The sequence below is a fragment of the Bradyrhizobium betae genome, from assembly GCF_050632175.1.
Classification (GTDB): Bacteria; Pseudomonadota; Alphaproteobacteria; order Rhizobiales; family Xanthobacteraceae; genus Bradyrhizobium; species Bradyrhizobium betae_B.
Map to the genome: position 1 here is coordinate 639,894 of NZ_CP192576.1, position 23,411 is coordinate 663,304.

The following is a 23,411-nucleotide window of genomic DNA, read 5'->3' on the forward strand; positions in this document are numbered from 1 at the left end:
GCAGCCACGCGGCAAACTCAGTTGCCCCACACTTCCTTCGCGATCTCCACCGCGAGGCTGAGCTTGGCCCACTGCTCTTCCTCCGAGAGGACGTTGCCCTCTTCCGTCGAGGCAAAACCGCACTGCGGCGAGAGCGCGAGCTGCTCCAGTGGCGCGAATTTCGAAGCTTCTTCGAGACGGCGCTTGATGTCGTCCTTCTTCTCGAGTTCACCGAACTTCGAGGTGATGACGCCGACCACGACGATCTTGTTGCCCTTGGGCAGGAACCGCAGCGGCTCGAAGCCGCCAGCGCGGTCGCTGTCATATTCGAGGAAATAGCCGTCGTAATTGGTGCCGGCGAGCATGGTCTCGGCGACGGGCTCGTAGCCGCCCGAAGAAATCCAGGTCGAGCGGAAATTGCCGCGGCAGACATGCGTCGTCACCACCATGTCCGCGGGCTTCTCGGCCAGCGCGTAGTTGATGACGCGCGCGTAGATCTGCTGGAGGCCGTCGGGATTGTCACCGCGCTCGCGCGCCTTCTGCAATTCGTCCGGCGAGCAGAGATAGGCCCACACGGTGTCGTCGAACTGGAGATAGCGGCAACCGGCGTCGTAGAACGCCTTCACGGCCTTCCGATAGGTCTTTCCGAGATCCTCGTAGAAGGCGTCGAGATCGGGATAGACGTCCTTGGAGATCGCCTTGCGGCCGCCGCGGAAATGCAGCACCGCCGGCGAGGGGATCGTCATCTTGGCGGTCACGTGGGCCTGATCGGCAAACTTCTTCAGGAAGCGGAAATGGTCGAGCATCGGATGGTCGTCGGGAAAATCGAGCTTGCCGATCACCCGCACGGCGTCGTGCCGGGTCTGGACGCCCGCGAACTGAATGCCGGAGTCCGGATGGAATAGTTCGCAGCCGGTCAGCTTGGCCAGGAAGTCGAAATGCCACCAGGAGCGGCGGAATTCGCCGTCGGTCGCGAGTTGCAGCCCGAGCGAGGCCTGCTTGTGCACGACCTTCTCGATCTCCATGTCCTCGATCTTGCGGAGATCGTCGGCCGAGATCTCTCCCTTCTCCAGACGGCTGCGGGCTTCCTTGATCTTGGCTGGGCGCAGGAGGCTGCCGACCTCGTCGGCGCGGAAGGGGGCTCTGGTTCGCTGCATTCTTGGACTCCCGGAGAGTTTTTAGTGGGCCGCTGCCCCTGCGACGCCGAGGTGGCGCTCCAGGACCGAGGGGTCGGCCTTCAGCGCAGCGCTCGGGGCGTCGTGGACGATCGTTCCGCGCTCCAATATCACAACACGGTCGGCGAGCCCCAGAATCTTTTGGGCATTCTGCTCGACGATGATGGAGCAAATGCCCCCTGCCCGGGTGATCGTGCCGATCGCCTTCAGAAGCTCCTCGACGATGATGGGAGCAAGCCCCTCGGTCGGCTCGTCCAGCAGCAGGACCTTGGGATTGAGGGTCAGCGCCCGGCCGATCGCCAGCATCTGCTGCTCACCGCCGGAAAGCTGGTTGCCAAAATTGCCCCGCCGCTCCTTCAGCCGCGGGAACATCTCGTAAACCTTCCCGACCGTCCAGGGGCCGGGCTGCGCGACCGCGGTCATGTTCTCTTCCACCGTGAGCGAGCGAAAGATATTGCGCTCCTGCGGCACCCAGCCGATCCCCGCGCGGGCCCGCTGGTCTGCTCGGAGTCCGGTGACGTCGATGCCGGCGAGCGCGACGGTGCCGGAGAAGCGACGGGTCACGCCGACGATGGAGTTGATCAGCGTGGTCTTGCCGGTGCCGTTGCGTCCCAGCAGCGCCAGCACCTGCCCTTCGGCGAGCCGCAGCGACATATTCGGCAGCACCACCGCCTCGCCATAGCCGGCGCGCAATGAATCGATCGCGAGCAGGTCAGACATTGACCGCCTCCTCGCCGAGATAGACAGCCTTCACCTGCGGATCGCGCGCGAGCTGGTCGGGCGGGCCCTCGGTCAGCAGTCCGCCGGAGACCAGCACCGAGATGCGGTCGGCGAAGGAGAACACGAGGTCCATGTCGTGCTCGATCAGCAGCACGGTGACGTCGCGCGGCAGGCTGCCGACCACGGCGAGAATGTCGTGGCGCTCGCTCTCGGGCACGCCGGCGGCGGGCTCGTCGAGCAGCAGCACACGCGGCCTGGCCGCGATCGCGACCGCGATCTCGAGCAGACGTTGCTTGCCGTAAGGCAGCGTCACGGTCTCTTCGTTCATGACGTCAAGCAGATGGAAGCGCGCCAGCAGATCGGCGATCTCGCCATTGACGTCGCTGCGCGTGCCCATCCGCCGCCACCAATCGCCGCCATGGCCGAGGCGCTCGGAGACGGCCAGGCCGATGGTCTCCAGCGGAGTGAGGTCGGGATAGAGCTGGTTGATCTGGAAGGTGCGCGACAGGCCGCGCAGAACGCGCTTGTGCACGGGCAGATCCGTGATGTCCTGGCCTTCGAGCAGGATGCGGCCGGAATTCGGCTTGAGCACGCCGGTGAGCTGGTTGATGACCGTAGTCTTGCCGGCGCCATTCGGGCCGATCAACGCGTGGCGGGCGCCCTGCTCGATCTTCAGGGAAAGATCGCGGGTGACGCGCAGGCCGCCGAACTGCTTTTCGAGGTTCCGGGTTTCGAGCGCGATGGTCATGCGTCGCTCTCCGGCAGCGCGACGTCAGCCTTGCGCCCGGCAAACTGCCTGATGATCAGGTTGGGCACATACAGCACCCAGCGATGCAGGCGCTGGCGGCCGATGAGCACGATCACGACCAGCACGAGGCCGATCCAGAACTGCCAGTATTGCGGGGTGATGGTGGAGAAAAATTCCTGGAGCATGCGGAAGATCACCGCGCCGATCAGCCCGCCATAGAGATAGCCGGTGCCGCCGATGACGAGCACCAGCATGAGATCGGCCGAGCGCTCGAAGGCGAACACATCGAGCGAGGCGATGGCCGTGGTCTGGGTGAACAGCGCCCCCGCGATGCCGGCATAGAACGCCGCGAGCGTGTAGATCGCGATCAGGCGGCGATTGACGGGAATGCCGATGGCGGCGGCGCGCAGCGGATTGTTCTTGATCGCGCGCAGCGACAGGCCGAACGGCGAGTGCACGACGCGGCGCGCGAACAGGAACAACAGGAACAGCACGGCCAGCGAATAGAAGAAGCCGGTCTTGCCGAACATGTCGAACGGAAACTGCCCGAAGATCGGCTGCATCTCGATGCCCTGCAGCCCGTCGGTGCCGCCGGTGATCTTGGAGAAGCGCTCCGCGAGCGCTTCAAGCAGCAGCGCGATACCGAGCGTCACCATCAGGCGCGTCAGGTCGACGCCGCGGATCACCAGGAAGCTGGTGGCGAAGCCGAGCACCATCGCGGCAAGGCCGGCGGCGATCAGCGCGAGCACGGGCTCGTTGATGATGCCGTGAAGCGCGAGCAGCCCCGCGGCATAGGCGCCGACGCCGAAAAAGGCGGCGTGGCCGAGCGAGACGATGCCGGCATAGCCGAGGATGAGATCAAGCGACATCGCGAACAGCGCCAGCCGCAGGATGTCGGTCATGATCAGATAGCGCGTGGGAAACAGGAAGCCGCAGGCCAGCACGACGACCCAGAAGGCCGCCTCACCATAGTGCCAGCGCGCCTGGCGCTGGGCATGATAACCGACGTCGGACGATGCGCTCATCGGCGAACTCAACGCGCGGCCGTGCGGCCGAACAGACCGTTCGGGCGCCAGATCAGGATCACGATCATCATGGTGTAGATCACGAAGGGACCCATCTTCGGCACGTAATATTTGCCGGCGACGTCGCCGACGCCGAGCAGGAGCGAGGCCAGGAATGGGCCGGTGATCGAGGAGGAGCCGCCGACCGTGACCACGATCAGGAAGTAGATCATGAATTTCAGCGGGAAGTACGGATCGAGGCCGAGGATCTCGGCACTCAGCGCGCCGCCCAGGCCGGCAAGCCCGCAGCCAAATGCGAACGTGAAGGCGAACACCTGCGGCACGTTGATGCCAAGGCCGCTCGCGGCGCGGGGATCGTCGACCGCGGCGCGCAGCCGGCTGCCGAAGCGGGTCTTGGCCAGCACCATCTGAAGACCGATGGTGAGCAGACCGCAGATCACGATAATCATCAGCCGGTAGCGGCCGATGCCGACACCGAACACGTCGAACTGGCCCTGGAGCGCGGCCGGCAAATTGATGAAGACCCGCGAGGAACCCTGGATGTAATCGACCGCCGCGACCGACATGAACGTCAGGCCAATGGTGAACAGAACCTGGTCGAGATGGCTGCGCGCGTAGAGGTGGCGGTAGAGCGTGCGCTCGAGCAGGATCCCGATTGCCGCCGAAGATACGAAGGCGAGCGGCAGCGCAGCGAAGAACGGCCAGCCCATCCGGTTGACCAGAATCATGCAGACATAGCCGCCGGCCATGGCGAAGGCGCCATGAGCAAGGTTTACGAAGTTCATCAGGCCTAACGTGACCGCAAGCCCGCAAGCGAGTACGAACAGCAGCATGCCGTAGGCTACGCCATCGAACAGGTTGGTGAGGATCGAGGTCATCGTCTCAGCTTGCAGTTATCGTCATGGCCGGGCTCGTCCCGGCCATCCACGTTCTTGTCTGGGCTTTGCGTGGATGCCCGGGACCAGCCCGGGCATGACGCAGAGGGTGGCTCGCGAGATCCCGGATGCGCGCTAAGCGCGCTCCGGGAAGATGCGCTATCGCGCGTCACTTCTTGGTCTTGCCGAGATCCTTGACGGCCTCGAAGGTCGCGAACTCGACGTTGTAGAGCTCGCCGTCGACCTTCTCGACCTTGCGGATGTAGATGTTCTGCACGATGTCGCGGGTCTCGGGATCGATCGAGATCGGGCCGCGCGGGCTCTCCCACTTCTGGCCCTTCATGGCTTCGACCAGCTTGGTGCCGTCGGTGTCGCCGCCCGTCTTCTTCAACGCTTCGTAGATCAAATGGATGCCATCATAGCCGCTCACCGCCATGAAGCCCGGACGGTTGCCGTAGGCCTTCTTGTAGGCCGCGACGAAATCCTTGTTCATCTGCGAGGGATGCGCCGCAGAATACAGATGCGCAGTGACCGTGCCGAGCACGGCGTCACCCATGTTGTTGAGCAGGTCGTCGTCGGTGACGTCGCCCGGGCCAATCACCTTGATGCCGGCCTTGTCGAGGCCGCGCTCGGCATATTGCTTCATGAAGTTGCCGCCCTGGCCGGCCGGCACGAACACGAAGATCGCGTCGGGCTTGGCATCCTTCATGCGCTGGAGGAACGGCGCGAAATCGGGATTGGCGAGCGGCGTCTTCACCTCTTCGACCACCTCGCCGCCGCCGGCAGTGAAGTGCTCCTTGAAGAAGTTGAGCGCGTCATTGCCCGGCGCGTAGTCCGAGGTCAGGGTCGCGACCTTCTTGATGCCGTTCTTGACCGCCCAGTCGCCGATAATGGTCGAGGACTGCGCCAGCGTGAAGCTGGTGCGCACGATATAGGGCGAGCGCTCGGTGATGATGGAGGTGCCGGCCGCCATCACGACTTCCGGGATCTTGGCTTGCGTTGCCAGCGGCGCGGCGGCAAGCGCAGCCGGCGTCACGCCGAAGCCGGCGATGAAATTGACCTTGTCGTTGACGATCAGCTCCTGCGCGGCGGTCTTGGTCTTGTCGGGAATCGCCGCATCGTCCTTGAGGATGATCTCGATCTTCTTGCCGGCGACGGTGTCGCCCTTCTGCTGCATGTAAAGCTTGATCGCGTTCTCGATCTGCTTTCCGGTCGAGGCCTGGCCGCCGGTCATCGGCAGGATGAGGCCGACCTTGACGGTATCCGCGGCCTTGGCCGGCGCGACGGCCGCGAGGCCCGCGATGGCTGCCATCGCAGCCCAGGAAAACTGTTTGCCTTCGAACATCAGACGATCCCTCCCCTTAATTCCTGATCTCTTGCGCGCCGGACCGAGTGCCCGATCCTTGCCTTATCTTAGCTCACGCGCGAGTGATGTCGCGCGCCACATGGCGTCTTCCGCGCCCTCGTTGTCAATCGGACGTTTGGCGACCATTCGGCGCAAGCCGAGCGTTCCGATCGCGACGGCGGGGCGCAGTGTCGCGGTTACGCCGGAGTAACCCGAGTCCCGATCCTGGCCGCCCCAATTTGTACGATTGTACAAATAAAATGGACCTGTCAACGAAAAAGCCCGGTCATCGACCAAGCCAATTTATCGCGAGCCGGGCCGGAGTCCAGAAACGCGACCGGCCGGGTGGATGGAGGATTTCGCCTTTCTTTTGCAGGATTCGGACATCGGCAGAGTGGTGGTCGAGCGCAAAAATGAGGTAACTAATTACCTATCTCGAATAAGTCTATTTTACCTTGTTGAAGGCTACTCTTCCGGCGCCGGACCGACTGGCGTCCAACGACCGAATTCGTGCTCACACAATGCCCAAGCCTTTCCGCCCCCTTCTCGTTCTCGCAGTGCTCGCCGCGGGGCTGTGCGGCTGCGGCACCGTCAACGAGAAGCTCTCTGCGGGCATGGGCGACTACGTCCCGCAATGGGCCGGTGGCCTGCCCGCCGACGCACCGCCGCGGGCGGGCACGCCGCAGTACGATGCCTACATGAAAGAGCGCGAGCGCAAGCGGCTTATGCCTGCGGCGGATCGCGAGAAGGAAGAACAGGCCCAGAAAGGCGCGACGGAATCGGCGTCCGGCGGCGCGGTGCGCTGAGAAGGCGAATTGCGAACAGTGAGTGGCGAATCTCGCCCCGCTCTTGTTCGCTTGCCGCCACTCTCCAGTCGCTAGTCCATGAACACCACCGTCTTGCGGCCGTTGAGAATGACGCGGTCGTCCAGATGATAGCGGATCGCGCGGGCGAGCACACGGCGCTCGATGTCGCGGCCCTTGCGCACGAGGTCCTCGGGCGTATCGCGATGGCTGATGCGCTCGACGTCCTGGTCGATGATCGGACCCTCGTCGAGATCGCGCGTGACGTAATGCGCGGTGGCGCCGATCAGCTTGACGCCGCGCTCGTGAGCCTGGTGATAGGGCTTTGCACCCTTGAAGCCCGGCAGGAACGAGTGATGGATGTTGATGCAACGCCCCGAGAGTTTTGCCGAAAGATCGTCCGACAGGATCTGCATGTAGCGGGCGAGCACGACCAGATCGGTCCCGGTCCTGGCGACGAGATCGAGGATCTGCCCCTCCTGCTCGCGTTTGGTCTCCTTGGTGACAGGCAGATAGTGGAACGGGATGCTGCCGAAATCGAGCCCTTCATAAACCTCGCGCGGATGGTTGGAGACGATCGCGGCCAGCGTCATCGGCAACTCGCCCGTGCGCCAGCGATAGAGGATGTCGACCAGGCAATGGTCGGACTTCGACACCAGCAGCATCACCTTGCGATGCGCGGCGCGGTCGCGCATCTGCCACTCCATGCCGAAGCGCTCGGCGATCGCGGCAAATCCGGTCTGGAGCGCGGATAGTTCCACGGCGAGATCGGCCGCGGTGAACACCACGCGCATGAAGAATTTCTTGGTCTCGGTGTCGTCGAACTGCTGGGCGTCGAGGATGTTCTGCCCGTTATGGGCCAGGAACGTCGACACCGCCGAGACGATGCCGGGGCGATCCGGACAGGACAGGGTCAGGACGTATTGATGATCGGGCATGGCTGCTCGGAACTGGCTCTTGAACAGGGTTTGTGCGGCGATGCGCGGAACAAGCCGCGATTTGCGCCCTGCTCTATCACCGACCCCGCCCTTGCGCCAATCCCGACTGAGGAGTCAGGATGAATGGTCCATTGCGACTTGACTGACCGGAGCATCTTCATGTCCGACCGCCTGAGCGGCACCCGCATATTGATCCTGGAAACGCGTGAGGAAGCGCAGTTTTCCAGGCTGCTGGCCGAGCAAGGCGCCGAGGTAGTGCAATGCCCGATGTTCACCATCGAGGACGCACCGGACCCCGCCCCGGTCGAGGCATGGATCCGCCGCGCCATCGACCAACCGCTGGACGACCTCGTGCTGATGACCGGCGAAGGCCTGCGGCGGATCATGAAGCTCGCCGTCGCCCGCGGGCTCGACCAGCCGCTGGTGACGGCCCTCGCCAAGTCGCGAAAGTTCACCCGCGGGCCGAAGCCCGGCAAGGCACTGCGCGAGGTCGGCCTCGAGGCGCAGCAGACCACGGAGAAGCCGACCACCGAGGGCGTGATCGCGATGCTGGGCAAGCTCGACCTGAAGGGTCGGCGCATCGGCCTCCAGCTCTATCCGGACAAGGACCACGGCGCGCTGACCGGCGCGCTGGCCGCACAGGGCGCCGATGTCGATAGCGTGCTGCCGTATGTCTACGATTCCAAGGCCGCCGATGCCAACATCATCACCGCCATCGACGAGATGGCGCAGGGACGGATCGATTCCATCGCGCTCACCAATCTCGGGCAGGTCCGCCGTCTGCTCGAGGCCGCGAAGGCGCATGGCAGCGAGGCAAAGCTGCGCGCGGGCCTGGAGCGGACGCTGATCGCCTCGGTGGGGCCTGCGGTCTCGGGCGAGCTCGCAGCGCATGGCCTGCGCACCGACGTTTCGCCGGCGGACGACGCCTATTTCATGCGGCCGCTGATCTCGGCCATGGCAGCAGCGCTGGCGGAACGCAAGCCGAGACCCACAGCGAGGTAGAAGCGGAGCGCAAGGGCGGCCTGCGGCAGCTCCAATTGACACGACCATCACCGGCGATAATTTGCCGACGGACACAAGAAACCACAAGGGCTAGGAATCGCCGTGTTACGAGTCATCGCGCTGTGAGCGCAGCCGCACGGCCTTCGGCGCTCGCGCCATTCCGCATCCGCAACTATCGCTTCCAGTGGCCGTCCGACCTGCTCACCTCCTGGGCGTTCGAAATCGAGACGCTGGTGCTCGGCTGGTACATCCTGGTCCAGACCGGCTCCGTGCTGCTGCTCACCGTGCTGGGGTCGCTTCAGTACGTCGGGACACTCGTCGCACCGGTGCTCGGCATGATCGGAGACCGCATGGGTCATCGCGATCTCCTGGTCGTGCTGCGCCTCACTTATACGGTGCTCGCCTCGACCATCATGGTGCTTGCGCTGACGGGCCATCTCGGGCCGCTCAACGTCATGATCATCGTGACGATCATGGGCCTGATCCGCTCCTCCGATCTCGGCCTTCGCAGCGCATTGCTCGCCGGCATCATGCCGGCCGAGCTGCTGGTCGGCGCGATCAGCCTGTCACGCACGACCCAGGACAGCGCCCGTATTGCCGGAGCGCTGACGGGAGCCGGGCTGTTTGCCGTGCTCGGCATTGGACTGGTCTATGCGGCGGTCGCCTGCCTCTATCTGTTGGCTGCGATTCTCATGGTCTGCCTGACCCGGCCGAAAAAGACCGTCACGACGAGCGATCTACCGGCGAACAGCCACGCGGTCTCGCGATTGCTTGAAGAACTCAAGGAAGGGATGGTCTACGCCTGGAATGGCCCGGCCATGGGCGCCGCGCTGTCTGTCGCCTTCTTGGCCAATCTCACCGCATTTCCGTTCACCAGCGGACTATTGCCCTACATCGCGCGCGACATCTTTCACACCGACCAGACCGGCCTTGGCTATCTCTCGGCAAGCTTCGCCGTCGGCTCGCTGATCGGCTCCATCACGCTCAGCCTGGTCGGCGGACTGCGCATTGCCCGGCTCCTGATCGGCGCGACGCTGGCCTGGTACGCCATGCTGCTGGTGTTCGTCGAGATCAGGACCATGCCTGTTGCGATGGCCTGCCTCGTGCTCGCCGGCATCGCCCAGAGCATGTCGATGATCTCGGCGGCCGTGATCCTGATGAAGACGGCCAGCCCGCATCTGCGCGGCCGCGTCATGGGTGTGCGCATGATGGTGATCTACGGCCTGCCGCCCGGATTACTCGCGGCCGGTAGCCTGATCGACATCATCGGCTATTCTGCGACGGGTTCGCTCTATGCCGCCGCGGGCTTCATCGCGATGCTGGCGATCGCGATCCGATGGCGCGCGGATCTGTGGCCGGTGCATGCGCCTGCCAATGCGCGGTAGGTGCGTGGCTTCATTGTTGGCCTCGCACGCGTAGGATGGTTTGAGCCCTTGCGAAACCCATCATGCTTCGTCAGCGGCGACATGCTTCGTCAGCGGCGAACGGACTGGTGGGTTTCGCTGGCGCTCTACCATCCTACGCGCCGATCTCGGCGATGGCTTCCGCGCTTGCGGAGCGGAATCCACGGCAGCCGCGAGTTGATCCGACCTGCCTTGCCTCTCACCGAAGCGGCGGCGGGAATGGAGGCGGCGGTGGATACGGGGGCGGAGGCGGCAACCGACGACGCCATCGTCGACGCGGCGGAGGAGGCGGAGGTGGTAGCGGCCGTCGCATGCCCGGCGGAGGAGGAGGTCCGGGTGGAGGCGGAGGAAACGGCTGCGCCTCGGCGCCAGCCTGACTCATGACGAGAGTTGCTGCGCCGGCAAAAATCGCAAAAACTCCGCGTCGCGTAAAACATTCCACCATTCTGTTGGACTCCTCATTGCCTCGCGACGCATCTTGCGCGACGTGCAATGTAAGCACGCCCATTGTAACTGGACATTTCTGTTTGATTTCCGTTTGTAGTTCAGCACACGTAAGGATGGGTTGAGCCCTTGCGAAACCCGTCATGCTTCGTCATCGGCAACGGATTGATGGGTTTCGCTGGCGCTTTACCCATCCTACTGGCTAATCCCCGTACCCGCGCAGCTTCTCGACATCGAGGATGGTGACTCCGCCATATTCGAGCCGGAGCAGCCCCTCCTTCTCAAGCAGGTTCAGCGCGCGGTTGGCATTCTGGCGGGACATGCCGGAGAGCGCACCGATCTCTTCCTGGGTGATCTCCAGATGCGCGGTCGATTCCGGGTAGAGGATCGGGTTGAACAGCGAGGCGATGCTGCGGGCCAGGCGCGCGGTGGCATCCAGCGTGCGGTTGACCTCGAGCATGCCGATGAACTGGCCGAGCCGCTCGTTGAGCTGGCGCACCAGGAAGCGGTTGAAGCCGACGCTGTTCTCGAACAGCCACATGAAGGCGCTGCGTTCCATCAGCGCGACGCGGCTGCTCCGCAGCGCGACCACGTCGTAGCGGCGCGGCTCGTTCTTGAGAACGCTGCCCTCGCCGAACCAGGCCCCTGCCGTGAGGCCGGCAAGGCTCGTCTCCTTGCCGTCGCGCGAGACCCCGCCCATCCGGGCGAGGCCAAAGACCATGCCGGCCCAATAATCGAAGGTGTCGCCGCGCATGAAAACGGTCTCTCCGGTGCCATAGGACCGCTCCGTAATGCCTGCGCGAGCGACCTCGATCTCGGCCGGCGTGAGCTCGCGCGACCAGGCGGCGACGCGCTTCAGTTGATCCTCTGAAATCATGATCCCGAAGCCAGCCGCACCTTGTCGTCACCCCACGCCTTCTGCTGCATTGCAACAGATCGATCCAACAGCCATCCGACGAAAGACGAAGGCCGGGCCACCCGAAAAACTTTGTCGCAGAATTGTCAGCCGGGAGACATTCCAAAATAGCGCTTTCCCCTATTGAGGGCCACCTCGGGCGATGCGGCTTTTGATCCCAAGCGGGAATGAGAGAGGCACGGCTTACCGTGGAGACCATCTGCTGCATGGCCTCACCGGCATGGCCGTACTAGGATCGCACCGAGAGGAACCGACGAAGAGCGCCCCTGAACGCGCCATCACCGGGAGGGATTTGTTTGGTGGCTACCAGTCTTGAAGTGCGCGGCGTGTCCTTGCGATTCGGCGGCGTCCGGGCGCTGACCGACGTCAGCTTCGCCATTAGGGACGGCGAGCTTTTCTCGATCATCGGTCCGAACGGGGCCGGCAAGACCTCGATCGTGAACTGTATTTCCGGTCGCTACAAGCCAACCGAAGGCAAGCTGTTCTACGGGGATCGCGACATTACCGGCCTGACGCCGAACGCCCGCGCCTCGCTCGGCATCGGCCGCACCTTCCAGAACCTGGCGCTGTTCCACCACATGAGCGTGCTCGACAACATCATGGTCGGCCGCCATCACCTCCTGAAGAACAATTTCATCACGGGCTCGCTGTACTGGTTCACCGGCGCGCGCAAGGAAGAGCTCGAACATCGCCGCAAGGTCGAGGAGATCATCGACTTCCTCGATCTCCAGTCCGTGCGAAAGGCTCCCGCGGGCACCCTCTCCTATGGCCTGCGCAAGCGCGTGGAGCTGGCCCGCGCCATGGCGCTGGAACCGCGCCTCATCCTCCTCGACGAGCCGATGGCCGGCATGAACTTCGAGGAGAAGGAGGACATGGCGCGCTACATCGTCGACCTCAACGAGGAGTTCGGGATGACGGTGGTGATGATCGAGCACGACATGGGCGTGGTGATGGACATCTCCCATCGCGTCATGGTGCTGGATTTCGGCCGCAAGATCGCCGAGGGCGATCCGGCCGCGGTGCTCGCCGATCCCCACGTCAGGCGCGCCTATCTCGGCGAAGAGGACGAGGTGCTGGTCGATCCCGACGATGCTCCGCCGGCGCAGGAGAGCGCGGCATGATGGATTATGCGGGCCGCGTCGCGCAGGCCGACACCTATCCGAAGATGCTCCGACTCAATGCGAAAGAGCACGGCAACGAGATCGCATTGCGCGAGAAGGATCTCGGGCTGTGGCGCCCGTTCACCTGGAACGACTATCAGACACGCGTGCGCGACTTTGCGCTGGGCCTCGTCGAACTGGGCCTGGGGCGCGGGGATGTCATCGGCATCATCGGCGACAACCGGCCGGACTGGGTCGCTGCGGAAATCGCCACCCATGCGATCGGCGGCCTCAGCCTCGGGCTCTACCGCGACGTGCTCGACGAGGAGGCCGCCTATCTCCTCACCTATGGCGAAGCGCAGCTCGTCTTTGCCGAGGACGAGGAGCAGGTCGACAAGCTGCTGGCGCTGGCCGAGCGCGTGCCAAGGCTCAAACACATCATTTATTCCGACCCGCGCGGGATGCGGAAATACGACGATCCGCGTCTGATGTCGGCGGAGACATTCGCCGAGCTCGGGCGTGCGCGGGCCGCGCGCGAACCTGAACTCTACGACAAGCTCGTGGATGCCACCAAGGGCGAGGACGTCGCGATCCTCTGCACGACGTCGGGCACCACCTCGCATCCAAAACTCGCAATGCTCGCCGCCGGCCGCGTGCTCGGCCATTGCGCGACCTATCTCGCCTTCGATCCGAAGGGACCGGAGGACGAATATGTCTCGGTGCTGCCGCTGCCGTGGATCATGGAGCAGGTCTATGTACTCGGCAAAGGCCTGCTCTGCCGGATGAAGATCAACTTCGTCGAAGAGCCCGAGACGATGATGAACGATTTGCGCGAGATCGCGCCGACGTTCGTGCTGTTCGCCCCGCGTGTCTGGGAATCGATAGCCGCCGACGTCCGCGCCAGAGTGATGGACGCAACGCCCTTCAAGCAGCGGCTGTTCGACATCGGCATGAAGTCGGGCCTCGCCGCACTCGCAGAGGGCAAGCGCTCGGGCTTTGCCGACGCCATCCTGTTCCGCGCGCTGCGCGACCGCCTCGGCTTCACCCGCCTGCGCTCGGCCGCGACCGGCGGTGCGGCGCTCGGGCCCGAGACGTTCAAGTTCTTCCAGGCCATGGGCGTGCCACTGCGCACGCTCTACGGCCAGACCGAGTTGCTGGGCGCTTACACGCTGCATCCCGAGGGCAAGGTCGATCCTGATACGACCGGCGTGCCGATGGCCGACAGTGTCGAGATCCGCATCGACAATGCCGACGTCCACGGCGTCGGCGAGATCGTGGTGCGGCACCCCAACATGTTCCTCGGCTATTACAAGAACCCCGAGGCCAGCGTGGCCGACATCAAGGACGGCTGGATGCTGTCGGGCGATGCCGGCTATTTCAACGCCGACCGCCAGCTCGTCGTCATCGACCGCATCAAGGATCTCGCCGAAACCTCGCGCGGCGAGCGATTCTCGCCGCAGTTCATCGAAAACAAGCTGAAATTCTCGCCCTATATCGCGGAAGCCGTGGTGCTCGGGGCCGGCCGCGACGCGCTCGCCGCCATGATCTGCATCCGCTACTCCATCATCTCGAAATGGGCGGAGAAGAACCGCCTCTCCTTCACCACCTACAGCGACCTCGCCTCGCGCCCCGAGGTCTATGCTGTCCTCCGGAAGGAAGTCGAGACCGTCAACGCCACCCTGCCGCCGGCGCAGCGCATCTCGCGTTTCCTGCTGCTGTACAAGGAGCTGGACGCCGACGACGGCGAGCTCACCCGCACACGCAAGGTGCGCCGCAGCGTCATCAACGAGAAATACGAAGGCATCATCGACGCGATCTATCGCGGCGATGCCGATATCCCCGTCGACACAATGATCCGCTTCCAGGACGGCACCACGCAGCGCGTCCGCACGACGCTACGGGTGGTTGATATGGGTGGGCACGGGCATTTGGCGGAGGCGGCGGAGTGACTTTGCTTCAGCAGAGAGCGCCGCGAGTCGATGCGCCCTCTCCCCTTGTGGGAGAGGGCATCTCCGCCATCAACCACACACTCACTCGGGTGAGGGGTCCTCTCTCCGCACCATTACTGCCGAGACAACCCCTCACCCGTCTTCGCTTCGCGAAGCCACCCTCTCCCACAAGGGGAGAGGGGAAGAGCGCGCCTGATTTTTCAGCGAGCATCACTTCATGAACACCGCCTTCCTCATCCAGCTCCTGGTCAACGGCCTCGTGGTCGGCACGCTCTATGGCGTGGTCGCGATGTCGTTCGTGCTGATCTACAAGGCGACGCAGGTCGTCAATTTCGCGCAAGGTGAATTGCTGCTGGTCGGCGCCTGGGTGTGCTGGGCGCTGCTTGCCAAATACCAGGTGCCGTTCTGGATCGGCATGCCGATGACGCTGGTGTTCATGTTCGTGTTCGGCATCGCGATCCAGGTACTGATCCTGCGGCCGATGATCGGCGAGCCCATCATATCCGTGATCATGGTGACGATCGGCCTCTCCACCGTACTGCAGGCGACGCTGAAATGGATGTTCGGCGTCAACCCGCAGCCGTTCCCGCGCGTGTTCGAGAGCCAGTCGGTCAGCCTGTTCGGCCTCCAGATCCAGACCGTCTATGTCATGAGCCTCGTGGTGTCAGTCGCGATGATGATCGGCATGGCCTGGTTCTTCCGGGCCTCGAAGTACGGCCTCGCGATGCGCGCCACCGCGTTCAACCAGCAGGTGGCGCAATCACTCGGCATTTCCGTGAAAAGCGTGTTCGCGATGGCCTGGGCGATCTCGGCCACGGTGTCGGCGGTCGCAGGCGTGGTCGTTGCCGTGGTGAACGGCGTGTCCTCGGGCCTGGCCGCCTACGGCATCAAGGTGTTTCCGGCGGCGATCCTCGGCGGGCTCGACTCCGTCGGCGGCGCAGTGCTCGGCGGCATCATCATCGGGCTGCTGGAAAACATCGCGCAATATGTCGACAGCGAGTATCTGCACTGGGGCAATCTCTACGAGGTCGCGCCGTTCTACGTCCTCATCATCGTGCTGATGATCAAGCCTTACGGCCTGTTCGGCACCCACGACATCGAGCGGATCTGATCCATGGCCGGCCCTGCCCTCATCCCTGCTGGTGATTTCCGCACCTCCTATGCGGCCGACACCACGATCTTCCCAACCACCACCAGCCGCAACTTTGCGATCGCCGGCGTGCTGGCGCTGTGCCTCGTACCGCAATTCCTCGGCGGCTACTGGCTCAGCATCATGATTCAGATCGGCATCTTCTCGATCGCGGCGCTGGGGCTCAACATCCTGGTCGGTTTCACCGGCCAGATCTCGATCGGGCATGCCGCCTTCTTCCTGCTGGGCGCCTTCACCTCGGCCTACATTTCCAACGAGGCACACATCCCGGTGTTCTTCGCGATCCCTCTCGCGGGCGTCATCACCGCGCTGGTCGGGCTGATCTTCGGAATTCCGGCGGCGCGCCTGAAGGGGCTGTATCTCGTCATCGCAACGCTCGCCGCGCAATATATCCTGCTCGACTTCTTCTCGCGCGCGGAGTGGTTCACCGGCGGCTCGGTGCCGGCCAGCGCCAATCCGTTCTCGATCTTCGGCTACACGCTGCGCGGCGACCGGCAGTATTTCTACGTCGTGCTGGCCTATGTGGTCGCGAGCTACATCCTCGTCACCAATCTGATGCGCACCCGCGACGGCCGCGCGCTGGTGGCAATCCGCGACCACTATCTCTCCGCCGAGATCATGGGCATCAACCTCACCAAGTATCGCACGCTGTCGTTCGGGCTGGCCGCCTTCTTCGCCGGCATCGCCGGCGCTCTGTATGCGCACTACCAGTTGGTGGTGTCGCAGGAAGGTTTCGGCATCGAGCGCTCGATCCTGTTCCTCGCCATGATCATCATCGGTGGCACCGGCTCGATCATGGGCACGCTGATGGGCACCGCCTTCGTGGTGCTGCTGCCGGAAACGATGGAATTCCTCAGCGGCTACCTGAAGGGCGGCGCGATCGACAAGGCGCTGTCGCTCAACAACAACCTCACCTTCCTGCGCGAAATCGCGATCGGTGTGATCATCATCGCCTTCCTGATGTTCGAGCCCGACGGGCTCGCGCATCGCTGGCGACAGATCAAGGCTTACTGGAAACTCTACCCGTTCTCACACTGAGTGCGGCAACTTCACTTAAAAACCATAAAAGGAGGAACGAACCGATGAAGACCAAGTCCCTTTTGAGCACCGCGTCGCTCGCGCTCGTCATCGCAGCTTTTTCGGCGGGGGCACAAGCGCAGATCGCGATCGGCCACCTCGAGGATCGCTCGGGCGGCACATCCGACGTCGGCACCCCTATGGGCAGGCCGTCGCCGACACCTTCGCCTGGGTCAACAAGAACGGCGGCGTCGGCGGCAAGCAGCTCAATGTCGACACCAACGACTACGGCTATCAGGTGCCGCGCGCGATCGCGCTCTACAAGAAGTGGTCGGCGCCGGACTCCAAGGTCGCGGCGATCATGGGCTGGGGCACCGCCGACACGGAGGCGCTGACCGGCTTCCTCGCACAGGACAAGATCCCGGATATCTCCGGCTCCTACGCCGCGGCCCTCACCGATCCAGAAGGCATCAGCGGCAAGGCCAAGCCCGCTCCCTATAATTTCTTCTACGGCCCGAGCTACTCGGACTCGCTGCGCGCGATGCTGATCTGGGCGGCCGAGGACTGGAAAACCAAGGGCAAGCCCGGCAAGCCGAAGTTCGTGCACATGGGTGCCAACCACCCCTATCCGAACGCGCCGAAGGCTGCCGGCGAAGCCATGGCGACCGAGCTCGGCTTCGAGGTGCTGCCGCCGCTGGTGTTCGCACTGGCGCCGGGTGACTACAGCGCACAGTGCCTGAGCCTGAAATCCTCGGGCGCGAACTATGCCTATCTCGGCAACACCGCGGCCTCCAACATCTCGGTGATGAAGGCCTGCAAGACCGCCGGCGCCGAGGTGCAGTTCCTCGGCAATGTCTGGGGCATGGACGAGAACGCCGCCAAGACGGCAGGCGATGCAGCCAATGGCGTGATCTTTCCGCTGCGCACGGCGGTCAGCTGGGGCGGCAACGCACCCGGCATGAAGACGGTGATGGAGATCTCCAAGATGTCGGATCCCACCGGCAAGGTCTATCGCCCGGTGCACTACATCGCGGCGGTCTGTTCGGCGCTCTACATGAAGGAGGCGATCGACTGGGCCGCCAAGAACGGCGGTGCCACCGGCGAGAACGTCCGCAAGGGATTCTATCAGAAGAAGGATTGGGTCCCGGCCGGCATGGAAGGCGTCTGCAATCCCTCGACCTGGACCGACAAGGACCATCGCGGCACGCTGAAGGTCGACCTCTATCGCACCAAGATATCAGGTGCGACCGACGGCGACCTCAACGACCTCATGGCCAAGGGCGCGATCAAGCTGGAGAAGGTCAAGACGGTCGAGCTGCCGCGCAAGGCGGAATTGCTGGGTTGGTGAGCGCAACACTCACCTCACGCGCAAATGTCATCCCCCGCGAAGGCGGGGGATCCAGTACGCCGCGGCTTCTCCGTGAATCCCAGGCGCCTCTGGAGTACTGGGTCGCCCGGTCAAGCCGGGCGACGACAGCGGAGACTTGTAAGACATGACTCAGACCGCAGAAACAGCTCGCGCCGCTCCCACCGCCGTCCCCGCGCCCCCTCTCCTCGCCGTGCGCAACATCGAGGTCGTCTATGACGACGTCATCCTGGTGCTGCGTGGCCTCAGCCTCGATGTGCCCAAGGGCGCGATCGTGGCGCTGCTCGGGGCCAACGGCGCCGGCAAATCGACGACGCTGAAGGCGATCTCGGGACTGCTCAAGACCGAGGATGGCGAGGTCACGCGTGGCGAAATCGTGTTCGAAGGCGAGCGGATCAATGGCATCGACCCCGACAAGATCGTCCGCCGCGGCATCTTCCAGGTGATGGAGGGCCGGCGCATCGTCTCCGACATGACGTCGTTGGAGAACCTCAAGCTCGGCGCCTTCACCCGTCGGGACCGCGAAGTCGATTCCGATCTCGACATGGTCTTCTCCTATTTCCCGCGTCTGAAGGAGCGTACCGGCCTTGCCGGCTATCTCTCCGGCGGCGAACAGCAGATGCTCGCAATCGGCCGCGCGCTGATGGCGCGGCCGAAGATGATCCTGATGGACGAGCCGTCGATGGGCCTGTCGCCGCTGCTGGTGAAAGAGGTGTTCTCGATCATCCAGAAGATCAACCGCGACCTCGGCGTCACCATCCTGCTAGTCGAGCAGAACGCCCGCGCCGCACTGTCGGTGGCGAGCCACGGCTACATCATGGAGCAAGGCAAGGTCGTGCTTGACGGCACCGCGGACGAATTGCGCGACAACGAGGACGTCAAGGAATTCTATCTCGGCGGCGCCGGTGACCAGCGCAAAAGTTTCAAGAACCTCAAGAGCTTCAAGCGGCGCAAGCGCTGGCTGTGACACTCAACTCAGTACCTGCTCCGCTTCCGTGACTGCACAGAGCACATGATAGAACGACGACGCAGGAATGGTGTCGACCAGCGATTTACCGTCGCGATCGAACTGGTCGTACCAGCCGCCCCGGACGGGATGGCTGAGATAATGCCGTTCGAGCCGCACCAAAGCCGCACGCGCCTCGTCCGCCGCGCCCGCCTCGCCGGATTCGGCCTGCGCGATCCACGCCTTCGCCATCTCGGTCTGCGGCCAAAGCCGGCGCGTGCTGCGGCGGATGTTGCCGGCAGCATCGCCCTCGTCGACGAGGCAGCCGGTCGCCTCGTCGCGATAGCGCAACGCGGTCGCCAGCAGTTCGGCACGGCGTTGCCCGGTCGGGCAACCCGTGATGCGTTCAAACCCCTTCAGAAGCCAGACCCATTCTGCCTGATGGCCGGGCTCGACACTGACCGGCTCGATCTTGGACCAGTCCTCCTCGAAATACTCCGTCAGGATGCGTTTCTGCTTGTCGTAGAGATTGGCGAGGAACAGCGCGAAGAATTCGCCCGCCCGGTTCTGGAACGACAGATCGTGAGTCGCGTCGAAGCACGCGATCATCGCCTCGAACAGATGCATATGCGGGTTCTGCCGCCGCGGCAGCGTCACCGGCAGGCCTTCGTGGACGCCGCCATGCGGCGAGCGCAGATGGCCGTCGAGGAAGGCAAGCAGGGCGTCGATCTCGGCGCGAACCTGCGCGTCCTTGTCGAGCGTATAGACCGTCGCGAGTGCGAACAGGATGAAGGCGTGGTCATAGGCATCGCGCCGCGAATCCAGCACCGTACCTTCCGGCGACAACCAGTGCACATAGCCCGGCCGGCCGTCGGGCGCCTTCGCCTTGCTGAGCAGATGCTCCAGCCCCTTCAGCGCGATGCCGCGCCCCTCAGGGTACCAGCCCATCTGCGCCACCTTGGCGTAGCACCAGATCTGGCGGGCCTGCACGAACACGCGCCGCGGCGCGGCCGCATCGGCCGTGCCGTCGCGGCGCAACCGGTCGACGAAGCCGCCCGCTTCACGATCCCAGCCGGCGGTCGACCACAGCGGCAGCGCCTCGTCGATCATGCGGCGTTTCAGGCGTGCGACGACATCCGCCGCCTCATCCGTCGCAATGATGCCTTCGTCCGCCATCGCGTCCTCTTCAAGCCCCGCCACTGGCCGTCTGTACCGATGCCGGTGGCGGCGTGCAACGGATGCCAACCCGGAAAGACCAGCCATGACAGCCCATTACGACGCCCTTGAGACGCGCGAGCGGGCCGCGCGTGAAGCCGAGCTGTTTTCGCGCCTGCCGGACGTGCTGCGCAGCGCCATGGCCGCGCCGGCTTATGCGGAGCGGCTCAAGGGCCTCGATCCCGCCGCAGTGACCTCCAGGGCGGCGCTGGCGCGCCTGCCGGTGCTGCGCAAGTCGGAACTGCCGGCCCTGCACAAGGCCTCCACACCGTTCGGTGGCTTCGTGGCGGCGGCCCCCGGGTCTTTCGCCCGGCTGTTCACCTCCCCCGGCCCGATTTTCGAGCCGGAAGGGCGCCAGGCCGATCCCTGGCGCGGCGCGCGGGCGCTGTTTGCGGCTGGGTTCCGTCCCGACGACGTCGTGCTCAACACCTTCAGCTACCACCTGACCCCCGGCGGCTTCATCTTCGACGCGTCCGCGCGGGCGCTGGGCTGCGCGGTGATCCCGGCCGGCCCCGGCAATACCGAGCAGCAATTCGAGCTGATCGAGGCCTACCGTCCGGTCGGCTATAGCGGCACGCCCGACTTCCTGAAGATCCTGCTCGATGCCGCCGCCAGCACCGGCCGCGACGTCTCCTCGATCAAGCGCGCGCTGGTCTCGGGGGCGGCTTTTCCGCCCTCGCTGCAGGCCGAGATCAAGGCGCGCGGCATCGACGCCTACCAGGCCTTCGGCACCGCCGATCTCGGCCTCATCGCCTTCGAGACCGCGGCGCGCGACGGCATGGTCGTCAACGAGGATCTGATCATGGAGATCGTCAAGCCCGGCACGGGCGATCCCGTTGGGGAAGGCGACGTCGGCGAGATCGTCGTCACCTCGCTCGACCCGCATCATCCCTGGATTCGCCTTGCGCTCGGCGACCTCACCGCGGCACTGCCGGGCCCAAGCCAATGCGGCCGTACCAACATGCGCATCAGGGGCTGGATGGGCCGCGCCGATCAGACCACAAAGGTGAAGGGAATGTTCGTCCGCCCCGAGCAGATCGCCGAGATCGGCAGGCGCCACTCCGCGCTGGGACGCCTGCGCCTGGTCGTCACGCGTCAGGGCGAGAGTGACGCGATGACATTGAGGGCGGAAGCGGCGGCCGCAAGCGACGCCTTGCGTGAAGAGATCGCCGGCACGTTGCGCGCGGTGACCAAGCTCGGCGGCAGCGTCGAGCTGGTCAGCCCGGGCGCGCTCCCCAACGACGGCAAGGTGATTGCGGACGAGCGGTAGCGCGGACTTCCCGTCAATCCATCGCGACTGTCAACCGGTCGCGTCGTCATTGATCGACGTCAATGACACGCCGCATCCAGCGTCCGAACAAGAGGTCGCTTATCGGAGAGGCGGCGGCATGAAATCTCACCCGTATTCTTACGACCATCTGCCCGTCATCGATTATCCGCATCACCCTGCCTACGGCACGGCCTTCCCGAAACCAGGCATTGGTGAGCGCGCCGCAGCGCTGGCAAAATTCGCATCCGGCTTTGCGATCATCGCGGCCCGCCTGATGGCAGATTACGAGCATCTGCCGCGCCCCAAGGACAAGTCGCGCAAGATCGCCGAGCTGCTGCGTCGCTCGCCGACCTATTTGCAACTGGTGGCGACACAGAGGCTTCGGCGACTGACGGTTCGGTCTGCGAAGCCAACGACCGCTGCCGGAACGAATGTCTTGAACACGTTGAACCGGGACGGCATCGCCGGCTTCCAGCTGTCGGCCGAACAGCTCGGCCGCGTCCGCGAACTACTCGCCCCGCACTACAAGACGCTGGAGGAACGACTTGCCAAGAAGACACCCGACCAGCGCCATTTCGACGAAACACGGCTATGGCTCGATAAGGATATCTTCCCCGAGGTCTACGGCTATTTCAATCAACTGGCGTCCGAGCTTGGTGTTGTTGACGCCGCATGCGCTTATCTCGACCGTCCCGTGGCGATCGCCCATGTGGTGCCACAGATCAACGACCCGACCGACGCCTTCTGGGCAAATCATTTTCGCGACGTCGGCGTCGCCGACTCGCCGTGCGACTATTGCCACGTCGATGCGACCTACAATCTGTTGAAGTTCATCATCTACGTAAGCGAAGTCGGGCCTGACAATGGTCCGTTTACCTATACACGGGGAACGCATCGTGCCAGCCGCAGGTTCTGGGACGGCCTGATCCGCCGCGCCAACGACTATGCCGGCCTGTCCTCGACCAAGCCGCAGAGTCGCAGGCTTTTCAACGCGCTGCCAAAATTCCTCCAGCGCAAGGCCGCGTTCGGTGTCGACCTGCCCGCCGGCAACGAATATGCCGACGCCATTCTCGACAATGAATGGCGCGTAACCAGCGACCAGGGCGACGCTGTCCTGTTCGACCCCTTCGGAATCCACCGCGGCGGCATGGTGCGCGACGGCCGCAGGTTGGTCGTCACCATGATGCTAACCGAGCCCACTTAGCGCCGACGCTCGTCAAATCCGTCCTGATCCTTGACAAGCCGCCGTCCGGACGGCGAACAAGGGCCGTAAACACCTGTTGCGGCGACCCATGACCACGACAACGACACGCCCAGCCGTCTTCTTCGACCGCGACGGCGTCCTCAATCACGACGCGGGCTACCTCTTCGAAGCCAGCAAGTTCAAATGGATGGACGGCGCGCGCGAGGCGGTCAGGCTCGTGAACGAGGCTGGCTACTTCGCCTTCGTCGTCACCAACCAGTCGGGCGTAGCGCGCGGATTCTACGAGGAGAGCGACGTGCACATCCTCCATTGCTGGATGGCCGACGAGCTGGCCGCGATCGGCGCGCATATCGATGCTTTTGAATATTGTCCTGATCATCCCGAGGCCGTCATCGAGCGCTATCGTCGTGACAGCGACCGGCGCAAGCCCGGCCCCGGTATGATCTTGGACCTGATGAAGCGATTTCCCGTCGCAGCCGAGCGGAGCATCCTGATTGGAGATCAACCGCGCGACCTGGAGGCGGCACACGCCGCAGGCATCCGCGGCCTGCTGTTTCGTGAAGGCAATCTCGCGACGTTCGTGCGCGAGGCGCTGAAGCTCGGCTGAGGCGACCAAACCCTTGGTTCTGGCCAAGCCTTGGGAACCAGACGGATTCGTCTGGCGCATCGACTTATGGCACTTTTCCGTCTCAAAGCCCATCTAACTCATTGAAATAATGTTGATATTTTTCTGAGGATTGAGTTTCATTGGAAGACAAGACACTACGGGAAAAGTAGGATACGCAACCCACTCAATCCCAAGCAGGTTGCCCGGACACGCT

Annotated in this window: 20 protein-coding genes and 1 pseudogene; 12 read left to right on the plus strand and 9 right to left on the minus strand. The window is 64.1% G+C overall.

The window, feature by feature from the left end; all coding sequences use genetic code 11:
• Positions 1-17: 17 nt before the first annotated feature.
• The 6 genes from ACQ86E_RS03300 to ACQ86E_RS03325 all read right to left on the minus strand — a co-directional run bounded on the left by ACQ86E_RS03300 (position 18) and on the right by ACQ86E_RS03325 (position 5,867).
• A complete protein-coding gene (locus ACQ86E_RS03300; protein ID WP_431204171.1) occupies positions 18-1,136 on the minus strand; it encodes a cobalamin-independent methionine synthase II family protein in 1,119 nt (372 codons plus the stop codon).
• A gap of 21 nt (positions 1,137-1,157) precedes the next feature.
• On the minus strand, positions 1,158-1,874 hold the full coding sequence (locus tag ACQ86E_RS03305) for an ABC transporter ATP-binding protein (RefSeq protein WP_431204172.1): 717 nt from the start codon (positions 1,872-1,874) through the stop codon (positions 1,158-1,160).
• Positions 1,867-2,622: an ABC transporter ATP-binding protein gene (locus ACQ86E_RS03310; RefSeq protein WP_431204173.1), complete on the minus strand. Its 756-nt coding sequence runs from the start codon at positions 2,620-2,622 to the stop codon at positions 1,867-1,869. The genes ACQ86E_RS03305 and ACQ86E_RS03310 overlap by 8 nt, the downstream gene beginning before the upstream one ends.
• Complete coding sequence (locus tag ACQ86E_RS03315) at positions 2,619-3,647, minus strand: branched-chain amino acid ABC transporter permease (RefSeq protein ID WP_431204174.1); 1,029 nt, start codon at positions 3,645-3,647, stop codon at positions 2,619-2,621. Before ACQ86E_RS03315 ends, ACQ86E_RS03310 begins: the two co-directional genes overlap by 4 nt.
• An 8-nt stretch (positions 3,648-3,655) precedes the next feature.
• Positions 3,656-4,525, minus strand: coding sequence for a branched-chain amino acid ABC transporter permease (locus ACQ86E_RS03320; protein ID WP_431204175.1), 870 nt, complete (start codon positions 4,523-4,525; stop codon positions 3,656-3,658).
• Between the two features lie 166 nt (positions 4,526-4,691).
• On the minus strand, positions 4,692-5,867 hold the full coding sequence (locus ACQ86E_RS03325; RefSeq protein WP_431204176.1) for an ABC transporter substrate-binding protein: 1,176 nt from the start codon (positions 5,865-5,867) through the stop codon (positions 4,692-4,694).
• A gap of 521 nt (positions 5,868-6,388) precedes the next feature.
• Between ACQ86E_RS03325 and ACQ86E_RS03330 the strand changes: the two genes are divergently transcribed.
• Entirely contained in the window at positions 6,389-6,673 is a 285-nt protein-coding gene (locus ACQ86E_RS03330; RefSeq protein WP_431204177.1) for a hypothetical protein, read from the plus strand.
• A gap of 71 nt (positions 6,674-6,744) precedes the next feature.
• On the opposite strand, the gene purU is transcribed toward ACQ86E_RS03330, so the two are convergent.
• Complete coding sequence (gene purU / locus ACQ86E_RS03335) at positions 6,745-7,608, minus strand: formyltetrahydrofolate deformylase (RefSeq protein WP_431204178.1); 864 nt, start codon at positions 7,606-7,608, stop codon at positions 6,745-6,747.
• A 159-nt stretch (positions 7,609-7,767) separates the two neighbouring features.
• On the opposite strand from purU, the gene ACQ86E_RS03340 reads away from it, so the two are divergent.
• Together ACQ86E_RS03340 and ACQ86E_RS03345 are read left to right on the plus strand one after the other, a co-directional pair.
• The gene (locus ACQ86E_RS03340; protein ID WP_431204179.1) at positions 7,768-8,610 is read left to right on the plus strand and encodes a uroporphyrinogen-III synthase; all 843 of its coding nucleotides are present in this window, start codon (positions 7,768-7,770) and stop codon (positions 8,608-8,610) included.
• 122 nt (positions 8,611-8,732) lie between these two features.
• On the plus strand, positions 8,733-9,995 hold the full coding sequence (locus tag ACQ86E_RS03345) for an MFS transporter (RefSeq protein ID WP_431204180.1): 1,263 nt from the start codon (positions 8,733-8,735) through the stop codon (positions 9,993-9,995).
• 664 nt (positions 9,996-10,659) lie between these two features.
• Here ACQ86E_RS03345 and ACQ86E_RS03350 read toward each other — a convergent pair.
• Positions 10,660-11,334, minus strand: coding sequence for a Crp/Fnr family transcriptional regulator (locus ACQ86E_RS03350; RefSeq protein ID WP_431204181.1), 675 nt, complete (start codon positions 11,332-11,334; stop codon positions 10,660-10,662).
• Positions 11,335-11,672: 338 nt separating this feature from the next.
• On the opposite strand from ACQ86E_RS03350, the gene ACQ86E_RS03355 reads away from it, so the two are divergent.
• From ACQ86E_RS03355 to ACQ86E_RS03380, 6 genes and pseudogenes are all read left to right on the plus strand, one after another.
• Positions 11,673-12,494 carry an ABC transporter ATP-binding protein gene (locus tag ACQ86E_RS03355; RefSeq protein WP_431204182.1) on the plus strand — a complete coding sequence of 274 codons (822 nt, stop codon included), beginning with the start codon at positions 11,673-11,675 and terminating at the stop codon, positions 12,492-12,494.
• On the plus strand, positions 12,491-14,422 hold the full coding sequence (locus ACQ86E_RS03360; RefSeq protein WP_431204183.1) for a long-chain fatty acid--CoA ligase: 1,932 nt from the start codon (positions 12,491-12,493) through the stop codon (positions 14,420-14,422). Before ACQ86E_RS03355 ends, ACQ86E_RS03360 begins: the two co-directional genes overlap by 4 nt.
• 217 nt (positions 14,423-14,639) lie before the next feature.
• Positions 14,640-15,533 (plus strand): branched-chain amino acid ABC transporter permease, encoded by an 894-nt coding sequence (locus ACQ86E_RS03365; RefSeq protein WP_015684822.1) that lies wholly within the window; start codon positions 14,640-14,642, stop codon positions 15,531-15,533.
• Between the two features lie 3 nt (positions 15,534-15,536).
• Entirely contained in the window at positions 15,537-16,610 is a 1,074-nt protein-coding gene (locus tag ACQ86E_RS03370; RefSeq protein WP_431204184.1) for a branched-chain amino acid ABC transporter permease, read from the plus strand.
• A gap of 44 nt (positions 16,611-16,654) precedes the next feature.
• Positions 16,655-17,937, plus strand: a pseudogene (locus tag ACQ86E_RS03375) (ABC transporter substrate-binding protein).
• A 145-nt stretch (positions 17,938-18,082) separates the two neighbouring features.
• Positions 18,083-18,922: an ABC transporter ATP-binding protein gene (locus ACQ86E_RS03380; RefSeq protein WP_431204185.1), complete on the plus strand. Its 840-nt coding sequence runs from the start codon at positions 18,083-18,085 to the stop codon at positions 18,920-18,922.
• A gap of 3 nt (positions 18,923-18,925) precedes the next feature.
• Here ACQ86E_RS03380 and ACQ86E_RS03385 read toward each other — a convergent pair whose 3' ends face one another.
• Entirely contained in the window at positions 18,926-20,077 is a 1,152-nt protein-coding gene (locus ACQ86E_RS03385) for an AGE family epimerase/isomerase (protein WP_431204186.1), read from the minus strand.
• A gap of 85 nt (positions 20,078-20,162) precedes the next feature.
• Here ACQ86E_RS03385 and ACQ86E_RS03390 point away from each other — a divergent pair, with 85 nt between their 5' ends.
• From ACQ86E_RS03390 to ACQ86E_RS03400, 3 genes are all read left to right on the plus strand, one after another.
• Positions 20,163-21,386 (plus strand): phenylacetate--CoA ligase family protein, encoded by a 1,224-nt coding sequence (locus tag ACQ86E_RS03390; protein WP_431204187.1) that lies wholly within the window; start codon positions 20,163-20,165, stop codon positions 21,384-21,386.
• Between the two features lie 118 nt (positions 21,387-21,504).
• Complete coding sequence (locus ACQ86E_RS03395) at positions 21,505-22,590, plus strand: hypothetical protein (protein WP_431204188.1); 1,086 nt, start codon at positions 21,505-21,507, stop codon at positions 22,588-22,590.
• A gap of 73 nt (positions 22,591-22,663) precedes the next feature.
• The gene (locus tag ACQ86E_RS03400) at positions 22,664-23,197 is read left to right on the plus strand and encodes a D-glycero-alpha-D-manno-heptose-1,7-bisphosphate 7-phosphatase (RefSeq protein WP_431206384.1); all 534 of its coding nucleotides are present in this window, start codon (positions 22,664-22,666) and stop codon (positions 23,195-23,197) included.
• Positions 23,198-23,411: the final 214 nt, after the last annotated feature.